Here is a 25603-nt window from a genome sequence, read left to right on the forward strand (position 1 = left end):
TTAGCCGCGGCGCAGCGCGAAATGCGCGCCGCAGAACGCCATCACGGCGCCGAGGCCCAGCGCGGCGATCCCCGCCAGCACGCCCGAGACCGTCGGCACCGGGCTCGGCGCCGAGGCCACCTGGCCCGCGCCGGCAAGCAGCAGCACGCCGACCGCGATCAGGAATTGCCGCATCCGTTGCGGGATCTGGCCCGAGACGGCGCTCTGCATCAATGTCGCCGTGAAATAGCCGCCCGAGAAGCCGACGGAGGCGATCAGCCACCAGGCGATCGCCGCGCCCGCCGGTATGAACTCGTGCGTGTCCGAGTGCCAGAGGCCGCCGAGGTCGAGCCCGTAGCGCGCGCCCAGCATGTGCACGGCGAGCGCAAGCAGCACGCCGGAGATCACGGCGGCGCCGAGAATCAGGCGGCGCGGAAAAAAAATCGTCTCAGCCATGTCTCGCTTGTAGGATGGGGCAGGGCGCTCGCGCAAGCGGATCGCAGATGGGCTCGCCCGGATTGGACTGATCGTGAAGATGCAGGATTCGGGAGCTGAGGCGGCTGCGGGTGCGAGCTACGCCTACAAGGCGTCGCTGATCGGCTCGGCGCATCGCTTCGAGCTGACGGAGGAGGGGCTGTGCTGGCACATCGGCGGCCGTTCGGGCCTGTGGCGTTACGACGAGATCAGTGCAATCCGGCTGTCGTTCCGCCCGGTGTCGATGCAGCAGCACCGCTTTCGCGCCGATATCAGCCACACCGGCGGCGGCCGTATCGCGATCCTGTCGACGAGCTGGCAGACCGCGGCCCTGATGGCGCCGCAGGACAATGGTTTTCGCAATTTCATCGTCGCGTTGCACGCGCGCATGGCGCAGGCCGGCAGCCACGCTGAGTTGACCGCGGGCCTCGGCCGAAGGACCTACGCGATAATGCTGGCTTTTCTTGCGGTGCTTGCAGTGGCGATGACGGGGCTCCTGATCCGCGCGCTGCTGATCGGCGAGTTCGCCGGGGCGCTGTTCATCGTCGGCTTTGCCGCGCTGTTCGCCTGGCAGGTCGGCGGCTTCGTCCGGCGTAACCAGCCCCGGAGCTACAGCTTCGATCACGTGCCGAGAGCTTTGCTGCCCTAAATGGCCTTGCTGCCTTGGGTGCAAAGGGCCGCAATCAAACGTGACTTCGCGCCCTTGGGCGAGTGTCGCATCGTGCTGCCATGTCAACCAAGGATCGCAGTACGCATAGGCCTTCGACTGATGAGATCGCCAGGATCAACCGCGCGCACCTGATCGATACGCCGCTGCGGCCGGCCGACCTGTTGTTCATGTTCGGCACCCGCGAGGACGTCACGCTGCGGGCCGACACGGCGGCCCGGCTGTGGCGCGAGGGTTTGTTCCGCTGGTCGATTGTCAGCGGCGGTGTGACGCCCGGCTCGGAGCAATCCGAGTGCACGATCATCAAGGCGGCGATGGTCAAAGCGGGCATTCCGGCTGACCGAATCCTCGAGGAACATTGTGCCTTGAACACTGGCGAGAACGTGATTCTCTCGCTGCCGATTATTGACGCGACACTCGGGCTGCACAATGTCCGCAGCGTGATATGCCTCGGCAACACCTGGACCGCGCGGCGTTATCCGATGACGCTGCACCGGCACCGGCCGGAGGTCGAGAAAATGCTGCTCACGGTCGACAGCTTTGCGACGCCGCGCGTGCTCTGGCACACCGACCCCGAATTTCGCCGCCGCATGCTGCATGAATGGGACAAGATCGAGCCTTACAAGGCGAAGGGCTTCATCGCGGAATGGCCGGAGGTCTGAGCGGGGCAAAAGGCATCAGATGCTTGACGCGTTTTCTTGACGCGAACCGGTATCCGCTTCGCTCGAAAACGCTTGGTTACTCCGTCGAGTCGAAATCCTCTTCCTTGGTGCCGAGCAGCGATGCGATCGTGCGCAGGCCGGAATCGAGCTGCTCGAACGAGGGCGGGGCGAGCGCGAGCCGCACTGCGTTCGGTGCGTGGCCATGGGCGATCGCGAAGGTCGAGGACGGTGTCAGTGCGATGCCGCGCCGGGCTGCTGCGGCGACGAAGGTCTGCGAGCGCCAGTGTGCCGGCAGCGTGAGCCAGAGGTGATAGGAGCGTGGATCGGCGGAGAGCTGGTAGCCGGCGAGCAGCCTTGCCGCGGCCTGCTGGCGGCGCGCGGCGTCGACGCGTTTCAGCCGCGTCAGCTCGGCGACGGTGCCGTCTGCCATCAGCCGCTGCCCGGACGCCAGCGCGTGGCCGGACGCGATCCAGCCGCCGGTGCGGACCGCGCTCATCACGCTCTCACGCAATCGCGGCGGCGCGACGAGGATGCCGAGCGCGAGGCCCGGCGCGACCTTCTTGGACAGGCTGTCGATCACGATGCAGCGGTCGGGGTCGAGCGCGGCCAGCGGCGTGTCGTCGGCCAGGAAGCCGTAGACGGCGTCCTCGATGATGGTGAGATCGAGCTTCTCGGCGACGCGCATGATGTCCGCGCGCCGCGTCGCGTTCATGGTCACGCCGAGCGGGTTCTGGATGATGGGCTGGAGATACAGCGCCGACAGATGCGCCTCGCGATGCGCCTTCTGGATGGCGTCGGGGCGCGCGCCAAATTCGTCGATCGGAATCGGGACCAGCGTCACGCCGAGCCGCGCGGCGATGCTCTTGACGTAAGGATAGGTCAGCGCCTCGACGCCGCAGCGGCCGCCGGTGGGAACGAGGGCTGCGAGGGCGGCCGCGAGCGACTGCTTGCCGTTGGCGGTGAAGACGATCTGCTCGGCCTGCGGCGCGAAATCTTTGCGTGCGAGATAGGCGGCGGCTGCATTGCGCGCGCTCTTGGTGCCGGTGCTGGTGGAGACGCGCAGCGCGGATTCGAGCGCGTCGACGCGCTCGAGGCCTGCAAGGCTCTTGGCGATCATCGCCCATTGCTGCGGCAGCAGCGGGTAATTGACCTCGAAATCGATCCGCGCGTCGCGCGGCTCGCTCAGCGCCTCGACCTCGCGCCTGATGGCGCCGGAGATGAAGGTGCCGCGGCCGACCTCGCCGACGACGAGGCCGCGGCGGAGCAACTCCGTATAAACCCGGCTCGCGGTCGAGACCGCAATGCCACGGTCATAGGCAAAATTGCGCTGCGGCGGCAGCCGGTCGCCGGGCCTTAACGTGCCGTTAGAGATATCGAGAGCAATGGCATCGGCAAGCTTCACGTATTCGAACTTGGACATTATTGCACCGAGAGCAATGTTTCACTTGCTCCGAGTAGTGTACTGGAGCATTTAAGTTCCATCAAGCTTCACGATTGAGCCGAGGAGAGCGAGAGCAATCCGACGCAAATGAGGTGCAGGCGCTCGGGCGCTTGCGCCAACGGCATCCGCTTCGCCGCGTGGACAACAGGCCGGAGAAGGACAATGACCACGATCTCGCAGACCGCCGGGCGGAGTTTACGCTCATCCTCGTCAGACGGATTTTTCCGCAAGCTGGCCAACGGCGCCTATGCGCTGTTCGACCGCCTGGAGCAACGCTCCGCCGTCAAGACGCTGAACGACCTCGATGACCGCGCCTTGCGCGACATCGGCATCACGCGCAGCCAGATCGAGGACGCGGTCTACGGTCAGGCCAAAGCAGAGCTGACTCGGTTTCTGTAAAGCGCTTCGCTCTTGTCCCGGACGCGCTGCAACGCCTCTTCGCGTTGCTGCGCAGAGCCGGGACTGGAGCTTCGGGCACACCTGCTTCGACATCGTCATTGCGAGTGCAGCGAAGCAATCCAGAATCCCACCCCGGAAAGACTCAGGATTGCTTCCGCCTTCGCTAAAGCTTCGGCGGACAAGTCGCTGCGCTCGCAATGACGGCGTTTGTGGGTAGCACTGTCGCTCCTTGAGCTCGCATCTCGCTCGCAGACACACCTTCGCATCCTCGCGGCGCATTTCGCCCGAGCTTTGCTTCGCCGTCTCACCCTCAAATGAAAGAGGGCGCAGGGAAGACCGGGCGCCGGCTGGCACCCGCGGTCCACTGTGCGAAATTGCAGTAGGAAAATCTGCACAGCGGCATACAGGTGAAGCCAAAACGTCCGGCCTTCCCTGCGCAGCGGTTTTACGGCTTATGCCGTGCTCTCCCCGGGGAGCGATGCACTATTGCCCCCGTCGCCTTGCGGATGGCTGATGCGCGAACCCGGTCGGGCCGCCACATCACCACAAGACTTGACGCACAGACCCCGGGCGTCAGGACGACACGGTTTTGCCGTACGCTGATCACACCGGTCGTATGCGCGACGCCTTCGCTCACGGTTGCCCGCCCTGCGAAACCATTCGCGCCGGTGTGACTAGCGTCCGCCGCTGTCCGGCCCGCGTTCGTGACGATCGCGATACGCCCCTCTTTCTTGGGCCGGGTTGCCGCGACAGATACGCCGTTTCCGAATTTCGGTAAAGTGGAATATTTTCAGCGGCGGGCGTTGACCTGCAGTTTGGGTATTTTGCCCGACGGGCAACGCAAGGGCTTGTAGCCCGGATGAGCGAAGCGATATCCGGGAATCGTGACATGAGCTATCCCGGGTATCGCTTCGCTCACCCCGGCTACGAGCTGGCTGCTTGCAATGCTGAGTTTCGCCGCAACCCTCAGTGCCTCACCACCAGCACGGAGCATTTGGCGTAGCGCACGACATGCCCGGCATTGGAGCCGAGGAAATAGGTGCGCATCGCCGGCCGGTGCGAGGTCATCACGATCAGCTCGGCCTTCATGTGCACCGCTTCCTCCAGGATCTCGTGATAGATGCCGCCCTGGCGCACCACGCTGGAGATGCGGGACGGCTCGATGCCGGACTCGCGTGCGACGATGGCGAGGGCTTCTTCCGAGGTCTGGCGCTGCTGTTCGTCGAAATCGGCCGGCACGTATTCGGCCAGCATCACCGGCGTCATCGGCAGCACGTTGAGCAGGCGCACCACGCCGCTCCAGGTCTGTGACAGCGTTGCCGCGGTCGCGATCGCCGGCTTGGCCAGGTCGGTGTCGGCGAGGTCGATGGGCACGAGGATGGACTTGAACATCTGCGCCTCCAAATTTCCAGTCGGGACGTCTTGCCGGCACGTCGCGCGATCAACCCGCTCGAAGCAGCCTTAGCTTCGAAGCAACCTCGGACTGACGAACAGCACCAGCTTGCCGCGACGGTAGGCTACGTCGCCCCAATCCTTGACGTCAAAGTCGAAGATCGCAAGCCCCGACGTGGGCAGGTTGTCGGCGAGCGCCTTGGCGCCGGCCGGATCGCCGCTACCCATCAGCATCAAGGCGATCTCATGCATGCCCGGATTGTGGCCGACCAGCAGCAACTGCTTCGGGTCGGCCGGGACGGTTGCAGTGCGAATGGATTCCAGGATCTGGCCGGGATCGGCGCCGTAGAGTTCCGGCAGGACCTCCACCTGCGGCGCGGCGACGCGGTCCTTCATGGTCTCCCAGGCGATGTCCCAGGTCTGCCGGGCCCGGACAGCATGCGACACCAGCACGGCCTCGGGAAAGGGGGGATGGGAGGCCATCCAGTCGCCGATCTCGGCGGCATCCTTGTGGCCGCGGTCGTCGAGCCTGCGGTCCTGGTCGCGGCCGCTCGGCGCGTCGGTCTCGGTCTTGGCGTGACGCAGCAGCAGCAAACGGCGCATGGCATTCTCGAATCGTTACACGACCAGGATAATCTACAGGCGCTGGTCGAGGACAAGGTGACAAGCGGCCGCTCAGTCCTTTAAGAAACGACATGAGCGAGACTTTCACAAGCGTGTCCCAGGAAGAAGCCGGCTTTCGCGACCGGGCGCGGCTGTCGTTCGACCTCGATGCGGACATTTGCGTCATCGGGGCCGGGCTTGCCGGACTGTCCATCGCGCTCGAGGCGGCCCGGCTGGGGGCCAGCGTCGCGGTGCTCGAGGGCCGCCACATCGGCTGGAACGCTTCCGGCAATCAACTCGGCACCGTCATGCCGGGCTTCGCGCTGCCGCTCGCCGAGCTGATCGAGCGCATCGGCTTCGAGGACGCGCGGGAATTGTGGACGCTGTCGAAAGCGGGCGCCGAGTTCGTCCGGGCCAACGCCACGGAAGAGAACATGCCCGGGATCGGCCCGACCGACGGCGTGCTCGAGGTCTCCAACGTCGATGCCGGCGACCGGCTGATCAGCCGCTTGCAGATGCTGAACGAGGATTTCGACACCGAGGCCGAGGGCTGGCAGGTCGATCGCGTCCGCGAGGTGCTCAAGACCGATCACTACTTTCATGGCGTGTATTATCCGAAGGCGTTCCAGGTCGACGGCCGCAAATATGTGCACGGCCTCGCAGCGCTGGCGCGGCGGGCGGGGGCGCGCATCTTCGAGGATACGCCGGTCGTCAGCATCGATCATTCCGGCATCCGCAAGCGGATCGTCACACCCTCGGCGCGGCTGCGCGCCACCCATATCGTGCTCGCCGGCAACATCCATCTCGGCGCGCCGTTGCGGCGCCTGTCGGAAACGCTGCTGCCGGTCTGGCGCTATGCCGGCATCACCGCGCCGCTCGGCGAGCGCGTGCACGAGATCATCGCCTTCAAAGGATCGGTGATGGATTCCGACGGCGTCGATCATTTCCGGATCGTCGATGGCGACCGCCTGATGTGGGAGAGCCCGGAGACCACCTGGGCGGCGCGCCCGCAACGCTTTGCGGGCGCCGTCAGGCGGCGGATCCGGTCGATCTTTCCCCAACTCGGCAATGTCGAGATCACCGAGACCTTCGGCGGCGCCACCGGCCAGACCGTGCATGGCATGCCGCAGATCGGCCAGTTGCGCAAAGGCCTGTGGGTGGCCAGCGGGTTCGGCCGCCAGGGCATGAACACCTCGGCCATGGCCGGGCAGATGATCGCGCGCAGCATCCTGTGGGGCGACGAGCGCTGGAAGCTGTTCTCACCGTTCGAGCTGGTCTGGGCGGGGGGAACGACGGGGCGGGTTGCCGGCCAACTGGTCGGAATCTGGGGCAGGGCGAGTTCCGCTGCCGCAGGCTCGCTTGCCCGCTATCGGGAGCGCGCCAGGGTCAAGGACCGGGAACGCGAGACACGCCTCGCCGAAGCCAACCGGGCCGCCGGCACCGGACCGCGCCGTCCGGCGCCCGGGGTTCGGCCCCGGCCGGCCCCACCGCCGAAGCCTGTGGCAGAAGCCGTGGAACCGGTCCCGCAGGACGAGAGCGCCTCGCGATAAGGTGAGAAAAACTCGGCCCGGAAGTGTAACGTCGCCGGTTAGAGCCCGTATCTCAGGGCGTAGACCTCCCGCATGGAGAATGAGATGTTTGATCGCCGCATCCTATTGACGACCGTCGCCGGCCTGTTCGGCCTTGCGGCCTTCCGCTGGCTCAGAGCATCGCCCGCGGAGGCTGGAGAGAAAGCCGCGCAGAAATTCGAGATCGAGAAGACGGACGCCGAATGGCGTGCCCAGCTCACGCCGCAGCAATATGAGATCCTGCGCAAGGAAGGCACCGAGCGGCCGGGCTCCAGCCCGCTGCTCAAGGAGCACCGCAAGGGCTTCTTCGCCTGCGCCGGCTGCGACCTGCCGCTGTTCGCCTCCGACACCAAATTCGAGAGCGGCACGGGCTGGCCGAGCTTCTACCAGCCGATCGAGGGCAATGTCGGCAAGACCGAGGATCGCACCTTTGGCATGCTCCGCACCGAGGTGCATTGCCGGCGCTGCGGCGGCCATCTCGGCCACGTCTTCGACGACGGTCCCAAGCCGACCGGATTGCGCTACTGCATCGACGGTTTCGGGCTGGTCTTCCATCCCGCGGCGGCGTCCGCAACCTAGGTTTCGTCCCGGCAAATGTTGCCGGTCCCGGCAAATGTGCCCCGGTCATCAGACCGGGGCTTTTTCGTTAAACGATTGATTTCATGAGAAAACCCGCATTGGCATAGCCCTTGCGACAGTCTCCTCCGACTGCGGCCATGGTCGACCGGCCGCCGAGATCGGATCTGGAGACAAAGTTATGGGTATCTTCGATGCAATGAACACCTCGGTGGGTGGCCTGCAGGCGCAGTCCTACGCGCTGCAGAACATTTCCGGCAACATCGCGAACTCATCCACCACCGCGTACAAGGGCATCGGCACCAGCTTCGTCGATCTCATTCCCGACTCGTCGGTCCCGAGCAAGCAGGTCGCGGGCGGCGTAACCGCCAACGCCAAGGCCACCATCACCACGCAGGGCACAATCTCGGGCTCCAGCGTCGCCACCAACATGGCGATCACCGGTGATGGCTTCTTCTCGATCCAGAAGGCCACGGGCGTCGTCGACAACGCGCCGGTGTTCAGCGGCGTCACTTATTACACGCGGCGTGGCGACTTCCAGCTCAATGCCAACGGCAATCTGGTCAACGGCGCCGGCTACTATTTGATGGGTGTCACGGTCGACCCGAAGACCGGCAACCCGCAAGGCAACGTCGCGACAGTCCTGAAATTCCAGAACAACTTCATTCCGGCGCAGGCGACCACATCGATCCAGTACGCGGCCAACCTGCCGACCCAGCCGAACACCGTGGCGAGCACGACGGCGGCGACCAAGACGCTGCTGGCGGCCGGCGGACTGAACCCGTCGGACTTTGCGGCCAACCCGCTGCCGGTCGGCACGCCGCCTCCACCGTATGCAAACGCCACAACGTCCGGCGCTGCCGCAACCGGCAATATCCGCTCGCCGTACTCGTCGACCACTACGACCGGCACAACGGCGCTCCAGAATAACTCTGCAGCGGTGGCATCGACCACAACTTCGCTCGACAACGCCCTGGGTACGCATCTCGCCTCCACCACCCTCACCGCGCTCAGCGGCCAGGTGCTGACCATCAACGGCAACACGATCACGTTCAACGGCGGCACCACCGTCGTGACGGCCGGCAGCAACACCACGATCGGTCTCGGCGCGGGCACGACGGCCACGGTGGCCAGCATTATCTCCGCCATCCAGTTGGCCGGCGGCGCCGGCGTTACCGCATCGCTCAATCCCAGCGGCAACATCGTGATCTCCAGCGGCACCAGCACCGACGTACCGGTTGGTAGCGGCCAGGCGGCCACGGCGCTCGGCATCAGCAGCGTAACGCGCGGCGGCAACGTGCTGTCCTCCCCAGCGATCTCGGGCGCCACGGTGCTGAGCGGCGCGGCGGCGGCCGGCGGCGCCGAGGTGATCACATCGGGCTTCTCCGCCGGCGACGTCATCACGGTCAATGGTCAGCCGCTGACCTTCATGGCCGCCGGCGCGTCAGGCCCGAACCAAATCAACGTCACCGACAACATCACGATGCTGCTCGGCAAGATCGACGCGCTCTCCGGTGCAACGGGGTCGTCGGTCAGCAGTGGCGGCGTGATCACGCTGAACACCGGCACATCTTCCAACCTGTCGGTGGCGAGCTCCAACAGCGCGGCCTTCGCCGCGCTCGGCTTCACCTCGACCATCACCAAGAATCGTGACGGTGGTGGCGTTGCCGGTACCGGCGGCGTGATCGGCAATGACATCGCCACCTTCACCAAGGAATCGATCAGCGGTGGCGCGGTGACCGCCTACAACGCGGCCGGCACGCCGGTGAACCTGCAACTGCGCTGGGCCAAGACCGACAGCGCCTCGCTGGGCGCGGGCCATGCCGATAGCTGGAACATGTTCTACCAGACCGACCCGAATGCGACCGGCACGACGGTCGGCTGGGTCAATACCGGCCAGGCCTTCACCTTTGCCGCCGACGGCTCGCTGACCTCGCCGAGCGGTTCGGGGATCACCATCAACAACGTCAGCGTCAGCGGCCAATCGCTGGGCTCGGTCTCTTTCAACATCTCCTCGGGCGGGCTGACGCAATATGCCAGCACCAGCGGCGCGGTCACCATCAACACCATCACCCAGAACGGCTATGCCGCCGGTCAGCTTCGCTCGGTCGCCGTCAACAACAACGGCCTCGTGGTTGGGACCTTCTCGAACGGCCAGAACCTCGATCTCGCACAGGTCTCGTTGTCGCACTTCAACGGCACCAACTACCTGAAGGCGCAGGACGGCGGCGCTTACTCAGCGACCGAACAGTCGGGCGCCGCGATCGATGGCGCTTCCGGTTCGATCAGCGGCTCGTCGCTGGAAGGCTCGAACACCGACATCGCCGACGAATTCACCAAGCTGATCGTGACCCAGCAGGCCTATTCGGCCAACACCAAGGTGATCACGACGGCGAATACGATGGTGCAGGACCTCTTGAACGTGTTGCGCTGATTGGGGCGTGACGTAACCAAAGGCGGCAAGTCAACATGGGTTTGAGTTCAGCCCTCGCCAGTGCGATGAGCGGTCTGCGTGCCAATCAGGCTGCGCTCTCGATCGTTTCCTCGAACGTCGCCAACTCGCAGACGCCGGGTTACGTCGTCCAGACGCCGAACCAGATCGAGGTCACCACCGGCGACTTCGGCTCGACGGTGACGACGACCGGCGTCAGCCGCGAGCTCGACACCTATGTGCAGAAGCAGCTGCGCACCGAGACCGGTGGCGGCGGCTACGCCGACCAGATGGCCAACATTCTGAAGCAGCTTCAGAATGTCTATGGCACGCCCGGCAACAGCGGTACGCTCGAAACCGCGCTGAACAGTTTCACCACGGCGCTGCAGGCGTTGTCGACCAACGCGGGCTCGTCGTCGGCACAAACGGTTGCGCTCGGCGCCGCGCAGACGCTGGCGCAGCAGCTCAACCTCACCACCAAGGGCATCCAGTCGCTGCGCTCCAACGTCGAGCAGGATCTCAGCACCTCGGCGCAGCAGGCCAACGCGGCGATGCAGCAGGTCGCCGACATCAACGGAAGGCTGCAGGGCCTGTCGGAACACGACCCCTCGGCTGCGACACTGATGGACCAGCGCGACCAGGCCATCAACACGCTGTCGAAATATGTCGACGTCCACGTCACCACCGACGGGTCCAATCAGGCCAACATCTACACCACCACCGGTATCCAGCTGGTCGGCGCCGGGCTGGCCTCGCAATTCACCTTTGCGTCCGCCGGTGCGCTGTCGGCGACTTCGCTCTACAACATCGATCCGGCCAAATCCGGCGTCGGCGCGTTCAACATCAAGCTCCCGAACGGATCCTCGGTCGACGTCATCGCCAACAACGTGGTGTCTTCAGGCCAGATCGCGGCCGATCTGAAGCTGCGCGACCAGACGCTGGTGCAGGCGCAGAACCAGATCGACCAGTTCGCCGCAACGATGTCGAGCGCATTGTCGGACAAGACCACGGCCGGCAGCACGGTCACCGGCCCGCCGGCCGGCTTCGATCTCGACCTTGCCGGGGCAGCGCCGGGCAACAGCGTCAACTTCAGCTACACCGACACGACCACCAACACGAAGCGACAGGTCACGCTGGTCAACGTGACCGATCCGGCGGCGCTGCCGCTGCAGAACCCCACCAACGCCAATCCGATGCAGATCGGGGTGAACTTCTCCGGCGGCATGAGCGCGATCGCCTCGGCGCTCAACACCGCACTTTCCGGCTCGCATCTGTCGTTCGCCGCCGCCCCGTCGCCGGCGACGGCCACCACATTGCGGGTGACCGACGACAACAGCGGCCTCGCCAAGGTCAATTCGGCCTCGATCACCAAGACGATCTCGTCGCTGACCTCGGGCAATCCGCAACTGCCGCTGTTCACCGATGGCGGGCAGGCGCTCTACACCGGCGCGATTACGGCATCGGGTTTGCAGATGACCGGTCTTGCCGGACGCATCGCCGTGAACACGCAGCTCGCGACCGACCCGACCAGGCTGTCGATCTACAACACCTCGCCGGTGACGCCCACCGGCGACACCGCGCGCTCGGACTATCTCTATTCGCAGCTCACCTCGGCGGTGTTCTCCTATTCGCCGCAATCCGGTCTGGGCTCGGCGAGCCAGCCCTTCACCGGCAGCGTCTCGAACTACCTCCAGCAGTTCCTGAGCGTTCAGGGCAATGCCGCGACCCAGGCGACCCAGCTCCAGCAGGGCCAGAGCGTCGTGGTCTCGACGCTGCAGGCCAAGTTCAACTCGACCGCCAGCGTCAACCTGGACTCGGAGATGTCGAACCTGATCCAGCTCCAGAATGCCTATGCCGCCAACGCTCATGTCATGTCGGTGGTGCAGAGCATGATGAATACGCTGCTCCAGGCTCAAGTGTAACAAGTAACAGGGCTCTGAAACATGTCGATCAGCAGCATCAACTATTCCTCGTCGGTTCTCGGCTCGCAGATCCGCAACATCAACCAGCAGCTCACCGACCTGTCGACGCAGCTCTCGACCGGCAAGCTGTCGCAGAACTATTCCGGGATGGGCACCAACGAGGGCTTTGCGATCGCCGGGCGCGCGCAGCTCTCCAACATTGCCGCCTATACGGACACGATGACCAACGTCAACGTCAGCATCAACCTCGCCAATACCGCGTTGCAGTCGCTGACCACGATCCGCAACACGGTGCAGACGGGTTCGGCCAACACCGCGCAGGATCTCAACGTCAACGGCCAGACGGTTGCGCAGAACACTGCGGCTGCGCAATTCGGCTCGATGGTCGGCGTTCTCAATACGCAATCCGGCAACCGCTATCTGTTCTCCGGCACCGCCTTCGACACGCCGTCCGTCGCGAATGCCGGCGACATCATCAACGGCACCACGACGCAGGCGGGCTTCAAGACCGTCATGGCGGAGCGCCAGGCCGCCGACCTCGGCGCCAACGGCATGGGCCGGCTGGTGCTGGCGACGCCACAACCGACGCCGAGCTCGGTGATGGTATCGGAAGACGCGGCCTCATCGCCATTCGGCCTGAAGATCGCCGCAGTCTCCTCGACGCTGACCGGCGCGACGGTCAGCGGCCCGAGCGGCTCGCCGGTGTCGTTCTCGGTCGACCTCAACGGCGTCAACCCGAAAAATGGCGACAAGCTCAGCGTGCAGTTCACGCTGCCCGATGGCTCGACCGAGCAGATCGACCTGACGGCGTCCACCGCGACACCGACGCCCGTCGGCAGCTTTGCGATCGATGCAAGCGTCCCGGTCAACCCGAACAACACGGCGACGAACCTCAACACCGCGCTGAACACCGCGATCAAGAAGCTTGCCGGCACCTCGCTGGTGGCGGCGTCCGCTGTCACCGCCGGTGACAATTTCTTCAACACGGCGGGATCCGCCACCGCGAATGTGGCGGCCACCGGCAATCTGCGCTCCTATACCTCGACGACCGGGACGGGCTCGGTCGCGTTGCAGGACAGCGCATTGGCGTTTGCGTCTACGACCACGTCGCTCGATTCTTCGGCGACACCCCATCTCAACGGGACCATTCTCACCGCGCTCGCCAACTCTCCGACCGGTACCACCCTGACCATCACCGGCGCGAGCGGCGCCCACACGATCACCTTCGACCCTACCGTCACCACCGTCACGACGGCCAGCGGGAATACCACGATCGGATTGGCTTCGGGCAGCGCCGCGAAGGTGTCTGATATCTTGAATGCAATCGCGACGGCCGCCGGCATCCCCGCCGCCAACGTGACTCTGAGCGCCGGCGGCAATATCCAGATCGCGACCGGCACCGGCACCGACGTGGCGGTCACCGGCGGCGCGGCGGCCACGGCGCTCGGTCTCAGCAACGTGACGCGCGGCAGCGTGGCGTCGACGCCTCAGATCACCGGTTCAACTGTGCTGAGCGGCACTGCGACCACGGGCGGCCCGGAAGTCCTCTCAGCGGCGTTCCAGGCGCCCGATACGATCACGGTGAACGGTCAGACGCTGACTTTTGTCGCCTCGGGTGCCGCCGGCCCAAACCAGATCAACATTACCGACGACATCACAACTCTCCTTGGCAAGATCGATCAGATCACCGGCACCACGAAGCCGTCGACCATCCATGGCGGCGTGATCACGATCAACACGGACGATCCCGGGAGCCTCAACATCACGAGCTCGAACAGCACGGCGTTCGCGGCGCTCGGCTTCACGACCTCCCCGGTCACGGCGGCAAAGGCTCCGCTGCGCGTCGGCTCTTCGCCCCTCGGCTCAGCGACGACGCTGGTGAACGGCTCGGCCACCACCGTGCAATGGTACCTGGGCAATGACGGGCCCGGCTCGCCGCGCTCCACCGCGATGGCCCGGGTCGACGATTCCGTCACGGTGCAGTATGGCGCGCAGGCCAACGAGGACGCGATCCGCAAGGAGCTGCAGGCAGTCGCCGTGTTCGGGACGTTCTCGACCTCGCCGACCGGGCAGTATGCGGGCGGGCAGGTCGCTGCACTGAGCCTGCGGGTGACGCAGGCCCTGACCAAGCAGCCCGGCCAGCAGCGCATTGAGGACATCCAGACCGACATCGCGATGGCCCAGAACACCATGAAGGACGCGGGCACGCGCCAGACCCAGGCCAAGGCGCAGCTCCAGACCATCATCGACCAGGCGGAATCGGCGCCGCCGGACCAGGTCGCGAGCGAGATCCTGTCGCTCCAGAACGCGCTCCAGGCGTCCTACCAGGTGACCTCGAACCTCGCGCAGCTCTCGCTCGTCAAGTTCCTGTAAGCGGGCGTTAAGGCGCCGTTAACCATGCCTCTTTACCTCTTGGTGAGGATTGCAGCGGGGCGGAGCTGACGATGTCGGAGAAGATGAAACTGGTGGTGGCCACGCCATGTTTCGGCGGGCAGGTGACGAGCATCTATGCGAGCTCGATCTTCGCGCTCCAGCGCGCCGTGCACGGCATGGCCAATCTCGAGCTCAAGGTGCTGCTGCGCGACGGCGATGCGCTGATCACGCGCGCGCGGGCCAATCTGGCCGCGATGTTCCTGGACGATCCCGAAGCGACGCATTTCCTGTTCATCGATGCCGACATCGGCTTCAAGCCGGAGCAGGTGTTCCGGCTGATCGAGTGCGGCGCGGACGTCGTCGCCGGCTGCTATCCGATCAAGCGGATCAACTGGGACAAGGCCGCGCGGGCGATCCAGTCCGGCCGCGCCGACGTGCCGGCCGCATCGCTCGACTACGTGCTCGAGATCGAGGACCCCGACCGCATCGTGGTGGTGAACGGATTCACCCGTGTGCGCTACGCCGGCACCGGCTTCCTGATGATCCGGCGCTCCGTGCTCGAGGCGATGTGCCGCCATCCGGACTACGCGGCCTTGCAATTCTTCCACGAGCATTCGCACGATACGCTCGTGGCGAGCCAGAACCGGTTTGCCTTGTTCGAATGCATGATCGACCCGGCGACCGGCACCTATCTGTCCGAGGATTTCGCGTTCTGCAAGCGCTGGACCGACATCGGCGGCGAGATCTGGGCCGACATCGAAAGCTCGCTCGATCACGTCGGACCGTCGGTGTTCCACGGCGACATTACCTCGCAATTCGCACCGGCGCCCGCGGCGGCGGCCGATGCGGCGTGAGCCTTTCGGGATGAGCGCCGGCGCATCCCCTCTCTCAGCCAGCGAGCGCGCGTCCGACGGCGGTTCGCGCTATCGCCTGCGCGATCTCTTCACACCGCTGGATACGCTGCTCGCCTCCGGCGGAGATCCGCGGCTGGCGCTCGATCCGAACGACCGTGTCAACGCCTATGGCTGCGCGGCGTCGCCGGAGCCGGAGCTCTGGAATTTCGCTTCCGCGACCGCGTCGACGATCTCGCAGATGGCCTATGACCGTGCCGCGTTGGCGCGCGAAGAGCTGATGCACAAGTGCCTGTTCGACGAGGTCGAAATCGCCTTCGATGCCCGCTGCGAGGACATGCGCGAGGAGCTGCGCGGTCACCTTGCGCTCTCGTCGCGCATCGACGTCGTGTTCTCACCGTCCGGCACGGACTCCCAGCTTCACGCCCTGTTCGTGGCGCGTGCCGTGCTCGGCGCGGCGCCGGTGACGATCGTGGTCGGCGCCGACCAGACCGGAAGCGGGACGCCGCATACTGCACGTGGCCACCATTTCAGCACGATGACCGCAGGCGGCATGGCCGTGCGCAAGGACGGCGCCGTGACGGGGCTCGCCGGCGACAGCATTGCTGTGCCGCTGATCGACATGGCGGCCGGCATTGCGATGCGCACCGATGCCGATGCCGCGGTGCTGCGCGCGGTCGAGACCAGCCTCGCGCAAGGCCGCCGCGTTTTGTTGCAGATCATGGATTCGTCAAAACTCGGTTGGCGCGCCCCAAGCGAGGCCTGTCTCGATGAGATCGCGCGGCGCTGGCCGCGCAAGGTTCAAATCGTCGTCGATGCCTGTCAGGCGCGGCTCGGCCGCCGGCGGCTGCGCGCCTATCTCGACCGCGGTTATATGGTGCTGATCACCGGCTCGAAATTCTTCGGTGGACCGGCCTTCAGCGGTGCGCTGCTGCTGCCGAAAGGCCTGTCGCGGTCGATCGACCGGATGAGCGCGATCGCGCCGGGCATCTTCGATTATGCCGGCCGCTGCGATTGGCCGGTGGCGTGGACGACGCTACGCTCGCGCTTCGAGCGCCGGCCGAATTTCGGTCAATGGCTGCGTTGGGAGGCCGCGCTGGTCGAGATCGGCAGCTACTACGCCGTGCCCGGGGCTTTCCGCGCCAGGATGCTGGCCGAGCTTGCAGCCGGCATCGACAGCATGATCGCGTTGTCGCCGTCGCTTCGCGCCGTTCCCAGCGCGATCGAGAAGTCAGGCGCGGACGACGAGGAATTCGCACAAGCCACGATCTTTCCGTTCACGCTGCTGCGCGGCGGCAAGCCGGTCTCGATCGCTGAGACCAGCGCCGTGCATCGGGCGCTGGCGCGCGACATGGCCGAGGAGATCAGCGGCAGCGCGGCGGACCGGCAAGTGGCCGCGCAGCGCTGTCTCGTCGGCCAGCCGGTCCGACTGGAGCGGCAGGACGGCGCGCCGCAGGCCGTGTTGCGCCTCTGCGTCGGCGCACGATTGGTGACCGAGGCGTGGTCGCCGGATACAATGCAGGCGCAACGCAATGTGCAGCAGGTTCTCGATCGCATCGCCCATGTGCTGGTGAAGATCGAGCTGCTGCTTGACCGTGGCGCGGTTGCGGCCGTGCCGGCAAAGTCCGCGTTCGAGGTGTGAGATGCAACATCCAGTTTCCGCGACGAGCGGTGTGACCGTGCCGAACCATGCCGACCGCATCGGCTTTGCGCAGTTGACGCGCCGCGCCTTCGAGGGCGGCGACCTGCATCCGTTGCGCGAGCGGCTGCTGGCGCGGATCGAGGAGGGGACGGCCGAAGCCGGCGAAGGCCTCGATCTCTCGCTGATTGCCCAGCTTCTCGGCGAGAAGGAGGCCGGGCTGGTAATCCAGACCGAGGTGCTCTCCTTCCACCAATTGTTTCGGACGCCTTGCGCTGCTGCAAAACCCCGGCTGCGCGTGCTCGCGCTCGCCGCCGATATCGACATGGGCGGCAACACGCCGATCGACTTCCTGCTTGAAGACTCCGACATCGAGCTGTTGACGCTCTACGTGGTCAAGGGCATCGGCCTGCCGGAGACTCTGCCCGAGCACGACGTCGCCATCGTGATCGCGTCGGATTCCGAGGAGTGCCGGGAGGCGCTCGCGCTGATCGAGAAGGCCGCACCGCACTGGCCGAGGCCGCTGCTCAATCGTCCCGATCTCATCGGCAATCTCGATCGCGACAAGCTGTATCGTCTGCTGGCGGGCGTCCCCGGTCTCGACATTCCAGTGACCGCCCCCACGACGCGCGCGCAATTGTCGGAGCTTTCGCAAGGCAAGATCGTCTGCGAGGCGATCACGGGCGAACTGCGCTTTCCGATGATCGTCCGGCCGCGCGGCACGCATGCCGGCGTCGGACTTGCCAAGCTCGACGACGCGGTGGCGCTCGCGGCTTATCTTGCCGAGCGGCAAGAGCAGGACTTCTTCGTCGCGCGCTTCGTCGACTATGCGAGTTCCGACGGACTCTACCGCAAATATCGTCTCGCCATGGTCGACGGCAAACCCTATGCCTGTCACATGGCGATCGCCGATCGCTGGGACATCTGGTATCTCAACGCCTTCATGGCGTTCAGCGAGGAGAAGCGGGCCGAGGAAGCCGTCTTCATGCTCGACTTCGACCATGCGTTCGCGGCGCGCCACAAAATCGCGCTGGACGAAATGAGCAGGCGCGTCGGTCTCGATTACTTCATCGTCGATTGCGCCGAGAACCAGAACCGCGAGCTGCTGGTCTTCGAAGCGGACAACACCGCCGTCGTGCACAACATGGATCCGCCGGCCGTGTTTCCGTACAAGCCGCCGCAGATGCGCAAGATATTCGCGGCGTTCACGGCGATGCTGTCGCGGCATGCAAGAGCGGACGAGGAGAGTGCAGCATGAACGAGATCATCCGCAACCCGCAAAGTTCCGTCACGCACACCTCACTCGATCCGCAGGACTGGAGCGAGTTTCGCGCGCTAGCCCATCGCATGCTCGACGAGACGATCGACGGCATCGCCAACATTCGCGCGCGTCCGGTGTGGCAGCCGATCCCCGACGGCGTCCGTGCGGCATTCAAGGCCGACGTGCCGCGCGAGGCGAGCGATCTCGCCGATGTCTATCGCGACTTCTCCGAACATGTCGCGCCCTATGCGACCGGGAATGTCCATCCCGGTTTCATGGGCTGGGTGCATGGCGGCGGCACCGCGGTCGGCATGGTCGCGGAAATGCTAGCGGCAGGCCTCAACGCCAATCTCGGCGGCCGCGACCATATGCCGATCGAAGTCGAGCGCCAGATCGTCGACTGGATGCGCAGCCTGTTCGCCTTCCCGGAAAGCGCGAGCGGCATCTTCGTCACGGGTACTTCGATGGCCAATCTGATGGCGGTGCTGGTGGCACGTACGAGCGCGCTCGGCACGCTGGCGCGGCAGTACGGCATCGGCAATGACGGTGCGCTTCTCACCGCCTATACGTCGCAGGCCGCGCATGGCTGCGTCTCGAGGGCGATGGACATCGCCGGGCTCGGCACCGACGCGCTGCGCAAGATCGGCGTCGATGCCGATCATCGCATGGACGTTGCCGCGCTACGTGCGCAGATCGCGATCGATCGCGAGGTCGGCTTCAAACCGTTCCTGGTCGTCGCATCCGCCGGTACGGTCGATATCGGCGCGGTCGACGATCTCAAGGCGATCGCGCAGCTGTGCCGCGAGGAGGGAATCTGGTTTCACGTCGATGGCGCCTTCGGTGCGCTCGCGATCCTGTCGCCCGAACTTGCGCCGCTGCTGGGCGGCATCGAGCTTGCGGATTCCATTGCGCTGGATTTCCACAAATGGGGACAAGTGCCTTATGACGCCGGCTTCCTGCTGGTGCGCGACGGCGAGCAGCATCGGCAGGCCTTTGCGCAGCCCGCGGCCTATCTGCGTCGCGAGGCGAGGGGACTTGCGGCCGGCGCGATCTGGCCCTGCGATCTCGGCCCCGATCTGTCGCGCGGCTTCCGTGCGCTGAAGACGTGGTTCACGCTGAAGACGTTCGGCACAAATCGGCTCGGTGCGGTGATCGCGCGAAGCTGTGCGCTGGCGAAATATCTGGAGACGCGCGTTCTTGCCGAGCCGCGGCTGGAATTGCTGGCACCGGTCAATCTCAACATCGTCTGCTTCCGTTACCGCGCTGCCGACGAGGTCAATCGCGAGATCGTTGCCGACATCCAGGAGTCCGGTATCGCGGCGCCGTCGAGCACGACGCTCGACGGCAGGTTTGCGATCCGCGCCGCGATCGTCAATCACCGTACCGACGAGAGCGACATCGACGCGCTAGTCGCGGCCGTGCTGGAATTCGGCGGACGACGGAGCGGGGGAGTGATCGAGGTCGAGGCGCCGCCGCTCGCGGCACAGTAGCCTTGATTCAGGCCGGTCGTTCGCGCGGCGTGGGCCCGCGAACGCGTGGGATCAGGCGGCGGTGCTGACGTCGTCCTTGTCCGCTTCGGCCTTGGGATGGGTGGCCTCGAACTGGCCGCGCAGCTTCTCCTCATAGGCGATCAGCTTGCGAGCATCCTTCAGGGCGCGATAGAGGTCGCCGTTGAGGATGTTGTTGTTGATGCCCTCGATGATCGGCCAGGAGCTCGGCACCGCGGTGACGATGTCGCGCACCAGGTTGAAATAAGTGCCGTGCTGGGTCTGCGGATCCGGCGAGATGTACATGAGCTGGACCGCCAGATAGACGAGCTTGGCAGGCGAGTCGGCGGTCTCCGGTGTGAGGATGTCGCGCTCGCGCAGGATCGGCACGTTGTCGCCGTCGATCAGAAGGCGGGCGCGCTGGTCGGTGTTGGTTATTACGCAGTTACCGACGATGATGCGTTCGTGCGGTCTGAGCTCGACCTTGAGGGCCATGCCTGTTCTCCATCAACGCTTTCGTAACCGAGCGTGTGTTGCGGCGGATCAGGGCGCAATACTCCATCAAGACTAGTTAACGAGTTGTAAATCCCGGCCGATGCCGCGGAAAAGCTCAATCATATCAAGGCCGAAATCGCCCAGCTGCGTGGCGTCGCGAGTGTGCGAATGGGCCGAATCGCGCGCCGACTCAGCAAAAGTGCCGATTTCATTTCATGTTTCGTTAGAGGACTCCGCCCCACGGTCCGCCGGTCGCTGGGTCACTCGATCCATGCAGACGCGTAACAGTAAGCGTCGTTTACCAGAAAGGTAACACCCAATGTCCGGTATCGTTCTCTCCTCCTCGGTTCGTCAGAACCTCCTCTCCCTCCAGTCCACCGCTGATCTTCTCGCCACCACGCAGAACCGTCTGTCGACCGGCAAGAGCGTCAACTCGGCCCTGGACAATCCCACCAACTTCTTCACCGCGCAGTCGCTCGACAACCGCGCCAGCGACATCAACAATCTGCTCGACGGCATCGCCAACGGCGTGCAGGTGCTGCAGGCCGCCAACACCGGCATCACCTCGCTGCAGAAGCTGATCGACTCTGCCAAGTCGATCGCCAACCAGGCGCTGCAGACCACTGTCGGCTACTCCACCAAGTCCAACGTCTCCGCCACGATCGCGGGTGCGACGGCGGCCGATTTGCGCGGCACCACGAGCTTCGCCAGCGCGACGGCAAGCAGCAACGTCGTGTTTAGCGGCGCAGCGGGCGGCACCACGGCGGCGACCGGCACCACGACGCTCGGCGCCACCATCGGCTCCTTTGCAAGCACGGGCGCGACGGCTGGTGACGGCACCACGGCCCTGACCGGCGCCATCACCCTGATCGCCACCAACGGCACGACCGCGACCGGCCTGGCCGGCAACGCCCAGCCTGCCGATGGCGACACGGTGACCGTGAACGGCAAGACCATCACGTTCCGCAGCGGTGCGGCTCCGGCGTCGACCGCCGTTCCGAGCGGTTCGGGCGTCAGCGGCAATCTCGTCACCGACGGCAGCGGCAACACCACCGTTTATCTCGCCACCGCGACCGTCAACGATCTCTTGTCCGCGATCGATCTGGCCAGCGGCGTCAAGACGGTGTCCATCAGCTCCGGCGCTGCGACGATCTCCACGAGCGCCAGCCAGCCAGGTGCTGCCGTCTCGACCGCTGCAGGCGGCGCCGTCACGCTGAAGAGCTCGACGGGTGCGGATCTGAGCGTCACCGGCAAGGCCGACCTGCTCAAAGCTCTCGGCCTGACGACGGCCGTGGGTGGCGGCAACGCCACCGTCAACGTCAACCGGACCACGAGCTCGGGCTCGCTGGGGGCGACGATCGCCGACGGTTCGACGCTGAATGTCGACGGTCACGTCATTACCTTCAAGAACGCGCCGATCCCGGGCTCGACCGGTGCTCCGAGCGTTCCCAGCGGTTATGGTACGAGCGGTAACGTCCTCACCGACGGCGCCGGCAACTCGACGGTCTATCTGCAGGCCGGCACGGTCAACGACGTGCTCAAGGCGATCGACCTTGCCACCGGCGTGCAGACCGCGACGGTCAACGCCAACGGCACCGCGACGCTTGCGACCGCCACGGGCCAGACCAACTCGTCGATCAACGCCTCGGGCCAGCTCAAGCTCTCGACCGGCGTCAATGCCGACCTCTCGATCACCGGCACCGGCAATGCGCTGAATGCGCTTGGCTTCGCCGGCAACACCGGGACTTCGACGGCGTTCACCGCGGCCCGCACCTCCGGCGTCGGCGGCCTCAGCGGCAAGACCTTGACCTTCTCCTCCTTCAACGGCGGCACGGCGGTCAACGTCACCTTCGGCGACGGCACCAGCGGCACGGTCAAGACGCTCGATCAGCTCAACACGAAGCTTCAGGCCAACAACCTGACGGCGACGATCGACGCCAACGGCCTGCTGACGGTCTCGACCACCAACGACTACGCGTCCTCGACCATCGGTTCGAGCGCCGCGGGTGGTGCGATCGGCGGCACGCTGACTTCGGCGCTGACGTTCTCGACGGCTTCCAGCCCCGTCCAGGACACGGTTGCCCAGACCTCGCGTTCGAACCTGGTGTCTCAGTACAACAACATCCTGAACCAGATCGACACGACCTCGCAGGACTCCTCGTTCAACGGCGTCAACCTCTTGAACGGCGACCAGCTCAAGCTGGTGTTCGACGAGACCGGCAAGTCGAACCTCAGCATCACCGGCGTGACCTACAACTCCAAGGGCCTCGGCCTTGCTGCGCTGACCAGCGGTGTCGACTTCATCGACAACTCCGCGACCAACAAGGTGCTGTCGAACCTGAACGCCGCGTCGAGCACGCTGCGCTCGGAAGCGTCGAGCCTCGGTTCGAACCTCTCGGTGGTGCAGGTGCGTCAGGACTTCAACAAGAGCCTGATCAACGTGCTGCAGACCGGTTCGTCCAACCTGACCCTGGCCGACACCAACACCGAAGCGGCCAACAGCCAGGCGCTGTCGACCCGTCAGTCGATCGCGGTCTCCGCGCTGTCGCTGGCCAATCAGTCGCAGCAGAGCGTGCTGCAGCTGCTCCGTTAACAAGCGGACGACATCATAAGACGACTACGGCGGCGGGGCTTCGGCTCCGCCGCTTTCTTTTTACGGCGGCATCAGAGTGCCGCTTGACGAAGTGCAACTGCATTCGGATGCAGCCGATTGCTTACTCTGAGTTATGGTTGACAAGTCGCAAACGCCGGGTCGTTGCGCGAAAAAGCATCATGCTATCATGACGATATGGATGAGCCTGATATGGCTCCGATCGTTCGTATGGTGAATCCGCGCAAGGACTGGCGCGACACGCTTCATGCTTTGTTAGCCGTCTGCATTCACCGTCCCGGCATCGATTAATCCTAATCGAAGTTTGTTGCGTTGCGTACCAGAAGGGTAACACTCAATGTCCGGTATCGTTCTCTCCTCGTCGGTTCGTCAGAACCTGCTCTCCCTCCAGTCCACCGCTGATCTTCTCGCCACCACACAGAGCCGTCTGTCGACCGGCAAGAGCGTCAACTCGGCCCTGGACAATCCCACCAACTTCTTCACCGCACAGTCGCTCGACAACCGCGCCAGCGACATCAACAATCTGCTCGACGGCATCGCCAACGGCGTGCAGGTGCTGCAGGCCGCCAACACCGGCATCACCTCGCTGCAGAAGCTGATCGACTCTGCCAAGTCGATCGCCAACCAGGCGCTGCAGACCACGGTCGGCTACTCCACCAAGTCCAACGTCTCCACCACGATCGCCGGTGCGACATCGGCCGATCTGCGCGGCACCACGAGCTTCGCCAGCGCGACCGCAAGCAGCAACGTCGTGTATAACGGCACGGCCGGCGGCATCACGGCGGCGACCGGCACCACGACGCTCGGCGCCACCATCGGCTCCTTTGCAAGCACGGGCGCGACGGCTGGTGACGGCACCACGGCCCTGACCGGCGCCATCACCCTGATCGCCACCAACGGCACGACCGCGACCGGCCTGGCCGGCAACGCCCAGCCTGCCGATGGCGACACGGTGACCGTGAACGGCAAGACCATCACGTTCCGCAGCGGTGCGGCTCCGGCGTCGACCGCCGTTCCGAGCGGTTCGGGCGTCAGCGGCAATCTCGTCACCGACGGCAGCGGCAACACCACCGTTTATCTCGCCACCGCGACCGTCAACGATCTCTTGTCCGCGATCGATCTGGCCAGCGGCGTCAAGACGGTGTCCATCAGCTCCGGCGCTGCGACGATCTCCACGAGCGCCAGCCAGCCAGGTGCTGCCGTCTCGACCGCTGCAGGCGGCGCCGTCACGCTGAAGAGCTCGACGGGTGCGGATCTGAGCGTCACCGGCAAGGCCGACCTGCTCAAGGCTCTCGGCCTGACGACGGCCGTGGGTGGCGGCAACGCCACCGTCAACGTCAACCGGACCACGAGCTCGGGCTCGCTGGGGGCGACGATCGCCGACGGTTCGACGCTGAATGTCGACGGTCACGTCATTACCTTCAAGAACGCGCCGATCCCGGGCTCGACCGGTGCTCCGAGCGTTCCCAGCGGTTATGGTACGAGCGGTAACGTCCTCACCGACGGCGCCGGCAACTCGACGGTCTATCTGCAGGCTGGCACGATCAACGACGTGCTCAAGGCGATCGACCTTGCCAGTGGCGTGCAGACCGCGACGGTCAATGCCAACGGCACCGCGACGGTTGCGACTGCGGCCGGCCAGACCAACTCGTCGATCAATGCCTCGGGTCAGCTCAAGATCTCGACCGGCGTCAATGCCGACCTCTCGATCACCGGCACCGGCAACGCGCTGAACGCGCTTGGCTTCGCCGGCAACACCGGGACCTCGAGCGCCTTCACCGCCGCGCGCACCTCCGGCGTCGGCGGCCTCACCGGCAAGACCTTGACCTTCTCCTCCTTCAACGGCGGCACGGCGGTCAACGTCACCTTCGGCGACGGCACCAACGGCACGGTCAAGACGCTCGATCAGCTCAACACGAAGCTTCAGGCCAACAACCTGACGGCGACGATCGACGCCAACGGCCTGCTGACGGTCTCGACCACCAACGACTACGCGTCCTCGACCATCGGTTCGAGCGCCGCGGGTGGTGCGATCGGCGGCACGCTGACCTCATCTCTGACGTTCTCGACGGCTTCCAGCCCCGTCCAGGACACGGTTGCCCAGACCTCGCGTTCGAACCTGGTCGGCCAGTACAACAACATCCTTGCGCAGATCGACTCGACCTCGCAGGACTCCTCGTTCAACGGCGTCAACCTGCTGAACGGCGACCAGCTCAAGCTGGTGTTCGACGAGACCGGCAAGTCGAACCTTAGCATCACCGGCGTGACCTATAACTCCAAGGGCCTCGGCCTGGCCTCGCTGACCAGCGGTGTCGACTTCATCGACAACGCTGCCACCAACAAGGTGCTGACCAACCTGAACTCGGCGTCGAGCACGCTGCGCTCGGAAGCATCGAGCCTTGGTTCGAACCTCACGATCGTGCAGGTTCGTCAGGACTTCAACAAGAACCTGATCAACGTGCTGCAGACCGGTTCGTCCAACCTGACCCTGGCCGACACCAACGTCGAGGCGGCCAACAGCCAGGCGCTGTCGACCCGCCAGTCGATCGCGGTCTCCGCGCTGTCGCTGGCCAACCAGTCGCAGCAGAGCGTGCTGCAGCTGCTCCGCTAACAAGCGGACGACATCGCAAGCAATATCTGGCGGCGGGGCTTCGGCCCCGCCGCTTTTTTTGCGCGTCAGCCGTCATTCGAACAGCCGTGCGACGCTCTGAAAAGTAACCAGCGGTTATGGTTAATGGAGAGTAAGCGCGGATAAATGCCAATGATTTCAGC

The 25603-nt window shown here is 65.1% G+C and carries 19 protein-coding genes; 14 read left to right on the forward strand and 5 right to left on the reverse strand.

All coding sequences use genetic code 11. The features are described 5' to 3' along the window. On the reverse strand, positions 1–435 hold the full coding sequence (locus ACVIN2_RS35195; protein ID WP_027566871.1) for a hypothetical protein: 435 nt from the start codon (positions 433–435) through the stop codon (positions 1–3). A 79-nt stretch (positions 436–514) separates the two neighbouring features. Here ACVIN2_RS35195 and ACVIN2_RS35200 point away from each other — a divergent pair, with 79 nt between their 5' ends. Together ACVIN2_RS35200 and ACVIN2_RS35205 are read left to right on the forward strand one after the other, a co-directional pair. Continuing rightward, positions 515–1102: a hypothetical protein gene (locus ACVIN2_RS35200; RefSeq protein WP_456769859.1), complete on the forward strand. Its 588-nt coding sequence runs from the start codon at positions 515–517 to the stop codon at positions 1100–1102. 80 nt (positions 1103–1182) lie between these two features. Next, positions 1183–1782, forward strand: a complete 600-nt coding sequence (locus ACVIN2_RS35205; RefSeq protein WP_456769126.1) for a YdcF family protein — start codon at positions 1183–1185, stop codon at positions 1780–1782. Between the two features lie 76 nt (positions 1783–1858). Here the strand turns inward: ACVIN2_RS35205 and ACVIN2_RS35210 are convergent, their stop codons facing one another. Next, the gene (locus ACVIN2_RS35210) at positions 1859–3202 is read right to left on the reverse strand and encodes an aminotransferase-like domain-containing protein (protein ID WP_456769127.1); all 1344 of its coding nucleotides are present in this window, start codon (positions 3200–3202) and stop codon (positions 1859–1861) included. A gap of 183 nt (positions 3203–3385) precedes the next feature. Here ACVIN2_RS35210 and ACVIN2_RS35215 point away from each other — a divergent pair, with 183 nt between their 5' ends. Next, entirely contained in the window at positions 3386–3622 is a 237-nt protein-coding gene (locus ACVIN2_RS35215; RefSeq protein ID WP_456769128.1) for a DUF1127 domain-containing protein, read from the forward strand. A gap of 966 nt (positions 3623–4588) precedes the next feature. On the opposite strand, the gene ACVIN2_RS35220 is transcribed toward ACVIN2_RS35215, so the two are convergent. Both ACVIN2_RS35220 and ACVIN2_RS35225 read right to left on the reverse strand, forming a co-directional pair. Beyond that, positions 4589–5014, reverse strand: coding sequence for a universal stress protein (locus tag ACVIN2_RS35220; protein WP_007602088.1), 426 nt, complete (start codon positions 5012–5014; stop codon positions 4589–4591). Between the two features lie 69 nt (positions 5015–5083). Continuing rightward, positions 5084–5617, reverse strand: a complete 534-nt coding sequence (locus ACVIN2_RS35225; protein ID WP_456769129.1) for a SixA phosphatase family protein — start codon at positions 5615–5617, stop codon at positions 5084–5086. Positions 5618–5709: 92 nt separating this feature from the next. On the opposite strand from ACVIN2_RS35225, the gene ACVIN2_RS35230 reads away from it, so the two are divergent. The 9 genes from ACVIN2_RS35230 to ACVIN2_RS35270 all read left to right on the forward strand — a co-directional run bounded on the left by ACVIN2_RS35230 (position 5710) and on the right by ACVIN2_RS35270 (position 19728). Continuing rightward, a complete protein-coding gene (locus ACVIN2_RS35230; RefSeq protein WP_456769130.1) occupies positions 5710–7167 on the forward strand; it encodes an NAD(P)/FAD-dependent oxidoreductase in 1458 nt (485 codons plus the stop codon). Positions 7168–7251: 84 nt separating this feature from the next. After that, positions 7252–7764: a peptide-methionine (R)-S-oxide reductase MsrB gene (gene msrB, locus ACVIN2_RS35235; RefSeq protein WP_456769131.1), complete on the forward strand. Its 513-nt coding sequence runs from the start codon at positions 7252–7254 to the stop codon at positions 7762–7764. A 178-nt stretch (positions 7765–7942) separates the two neighbouring features. Continuing rightward, positions 7943–10195, forward strand: coding sequence for a flagellar hook-basal body complex protein (locus ACVIN2_RS35240; protein ID WP_456769132.1), 2253 nt, complete (start codon positions 7943–7945; stop codon positions 10193–10195). Positions 10196–10230: 35 nt separating this feature from the next. Next, a complete protein-coding gene (gene flgK, locus ACVIN2_RS35245) occupies positions 10231–12114 on the forward strand; it encodes a flagellar hook-associated protein FlgK (RefSeq protein ID WP_456769133.1) in 1884 nt (627 codons plus the stop codon). Between the two features lie 21 nt (positions 12115–12135). Then, positions 12136–14487 (forward strand): flagellar hook associated protein, encoded by a 2352-nt coding sequence (locus tag ACVIN2_RS35250; RefSeq protein ID WP_456769134.1) that lies wholly within the window; start codon positions 12136–12138, stop codon positions 14485–14487. A 71-nt stretch (positions 14488–14558) separates the two neighbouring features. After that, entirely contained in the window at positions 14559–15341 is a 783-nt protein-coding gene (locus tag ACVIN2_RS35255; protein ID WP_456769135.1) for a hypothetical protein, read from the forward strand. After that, positions 15331–16980 (forward strand): hypothetical protein, encoded by a 1650-nt coding sequence (locus ACVIN2_RS35260; RefSeq protein WP_456769136.1) that lies wholly within the window; start codon positions 15331–15333, stop codon positions 16978–16980. The genes ACVIN2_RS35255 and ACVIN2_RS35260 overlap by 11 nt, the downstream gene beginning before the upstream one ends. A 1-nt stretch (position 16981) precedes the next feature. Next, positions 16982–18235 carry an ATP-grasp domain-containing protein gene (locus ACVIN2_RS35265; RefSeq protein ID WP_456769137.1) on the forward strand — a complete coding sequence of 418 codons (1254 nt, stop codon included), beginning with the start codon at positions 16982–16984 and terminating at the stop codon, positions 18233–18235. Beyond that, positions 18232–19728, forward strand: a complete 1497-nt coding sequence (locus tag ACVIN2_RS35270) for a pyridoxal phosphate-dependent decarboxylase family protein (RefSeq protein ID WP_456769138.1) — start codon at positions 18232–18234, stop codon at positions 19726–19728. The genes ACVIN2_RS35265 and ACVIN2_RS35270 overlap by 4 nt, the downstream gene beginning before the upstream one ends. Positions 19729–19779: 51 nt before the next feature. Here the strand turns inward: ACVIN2_RS35270 and flbT are convergent, their stop codons facing one another. Then, the gene (flbT, locus tag ACVIN2_RS35275) at positions 19780–20220 is read right to left on the reverse strand and encodes a flagellar biosynthesis repressor FlbT (protein ID WP_027566886.1); all 441 of its coding nucleotides are present in this window, start codon (positions 20218–20220) and stop codon (positions 19780–19782) included. 319 nt (positions 20221–20539) lie between these two features. Here flbT and ACVIN2_RS35280 point away from each other — a divergent pair, with 319 nt between their 5' ends. Together ACVIN2_RS35280 and ACVIN2_RS35285 are read left to right on the forward strand one after the other, a co-directional pair. Next, positions 20540–22813 (forward strand): DUF1522 domain-containing protein, encoded by a 2274-nt coding sequence (locus ACVIN2_RS35280; protein ID WP_456769139.1) that lies wholly within the window; start codon positions 20540–20542, stop codon positions 22811–22813. Between the two features lie 355 nt (positions 22814–23168). Beyond that, entirely contained in the window at positions 23169–25442 is a 2274-nt protein-coding gene (locus ACVIN2_RS35285) for a DUF1522 domain-containing protein (protein WP_456769140.1), read from the forward strand. Positions 25443–25603 lie beyond the last annotated feature (161 nt).

Source organism: Bradyrhizobium sp. USDA 3650 (assembly GCF_054057395.1).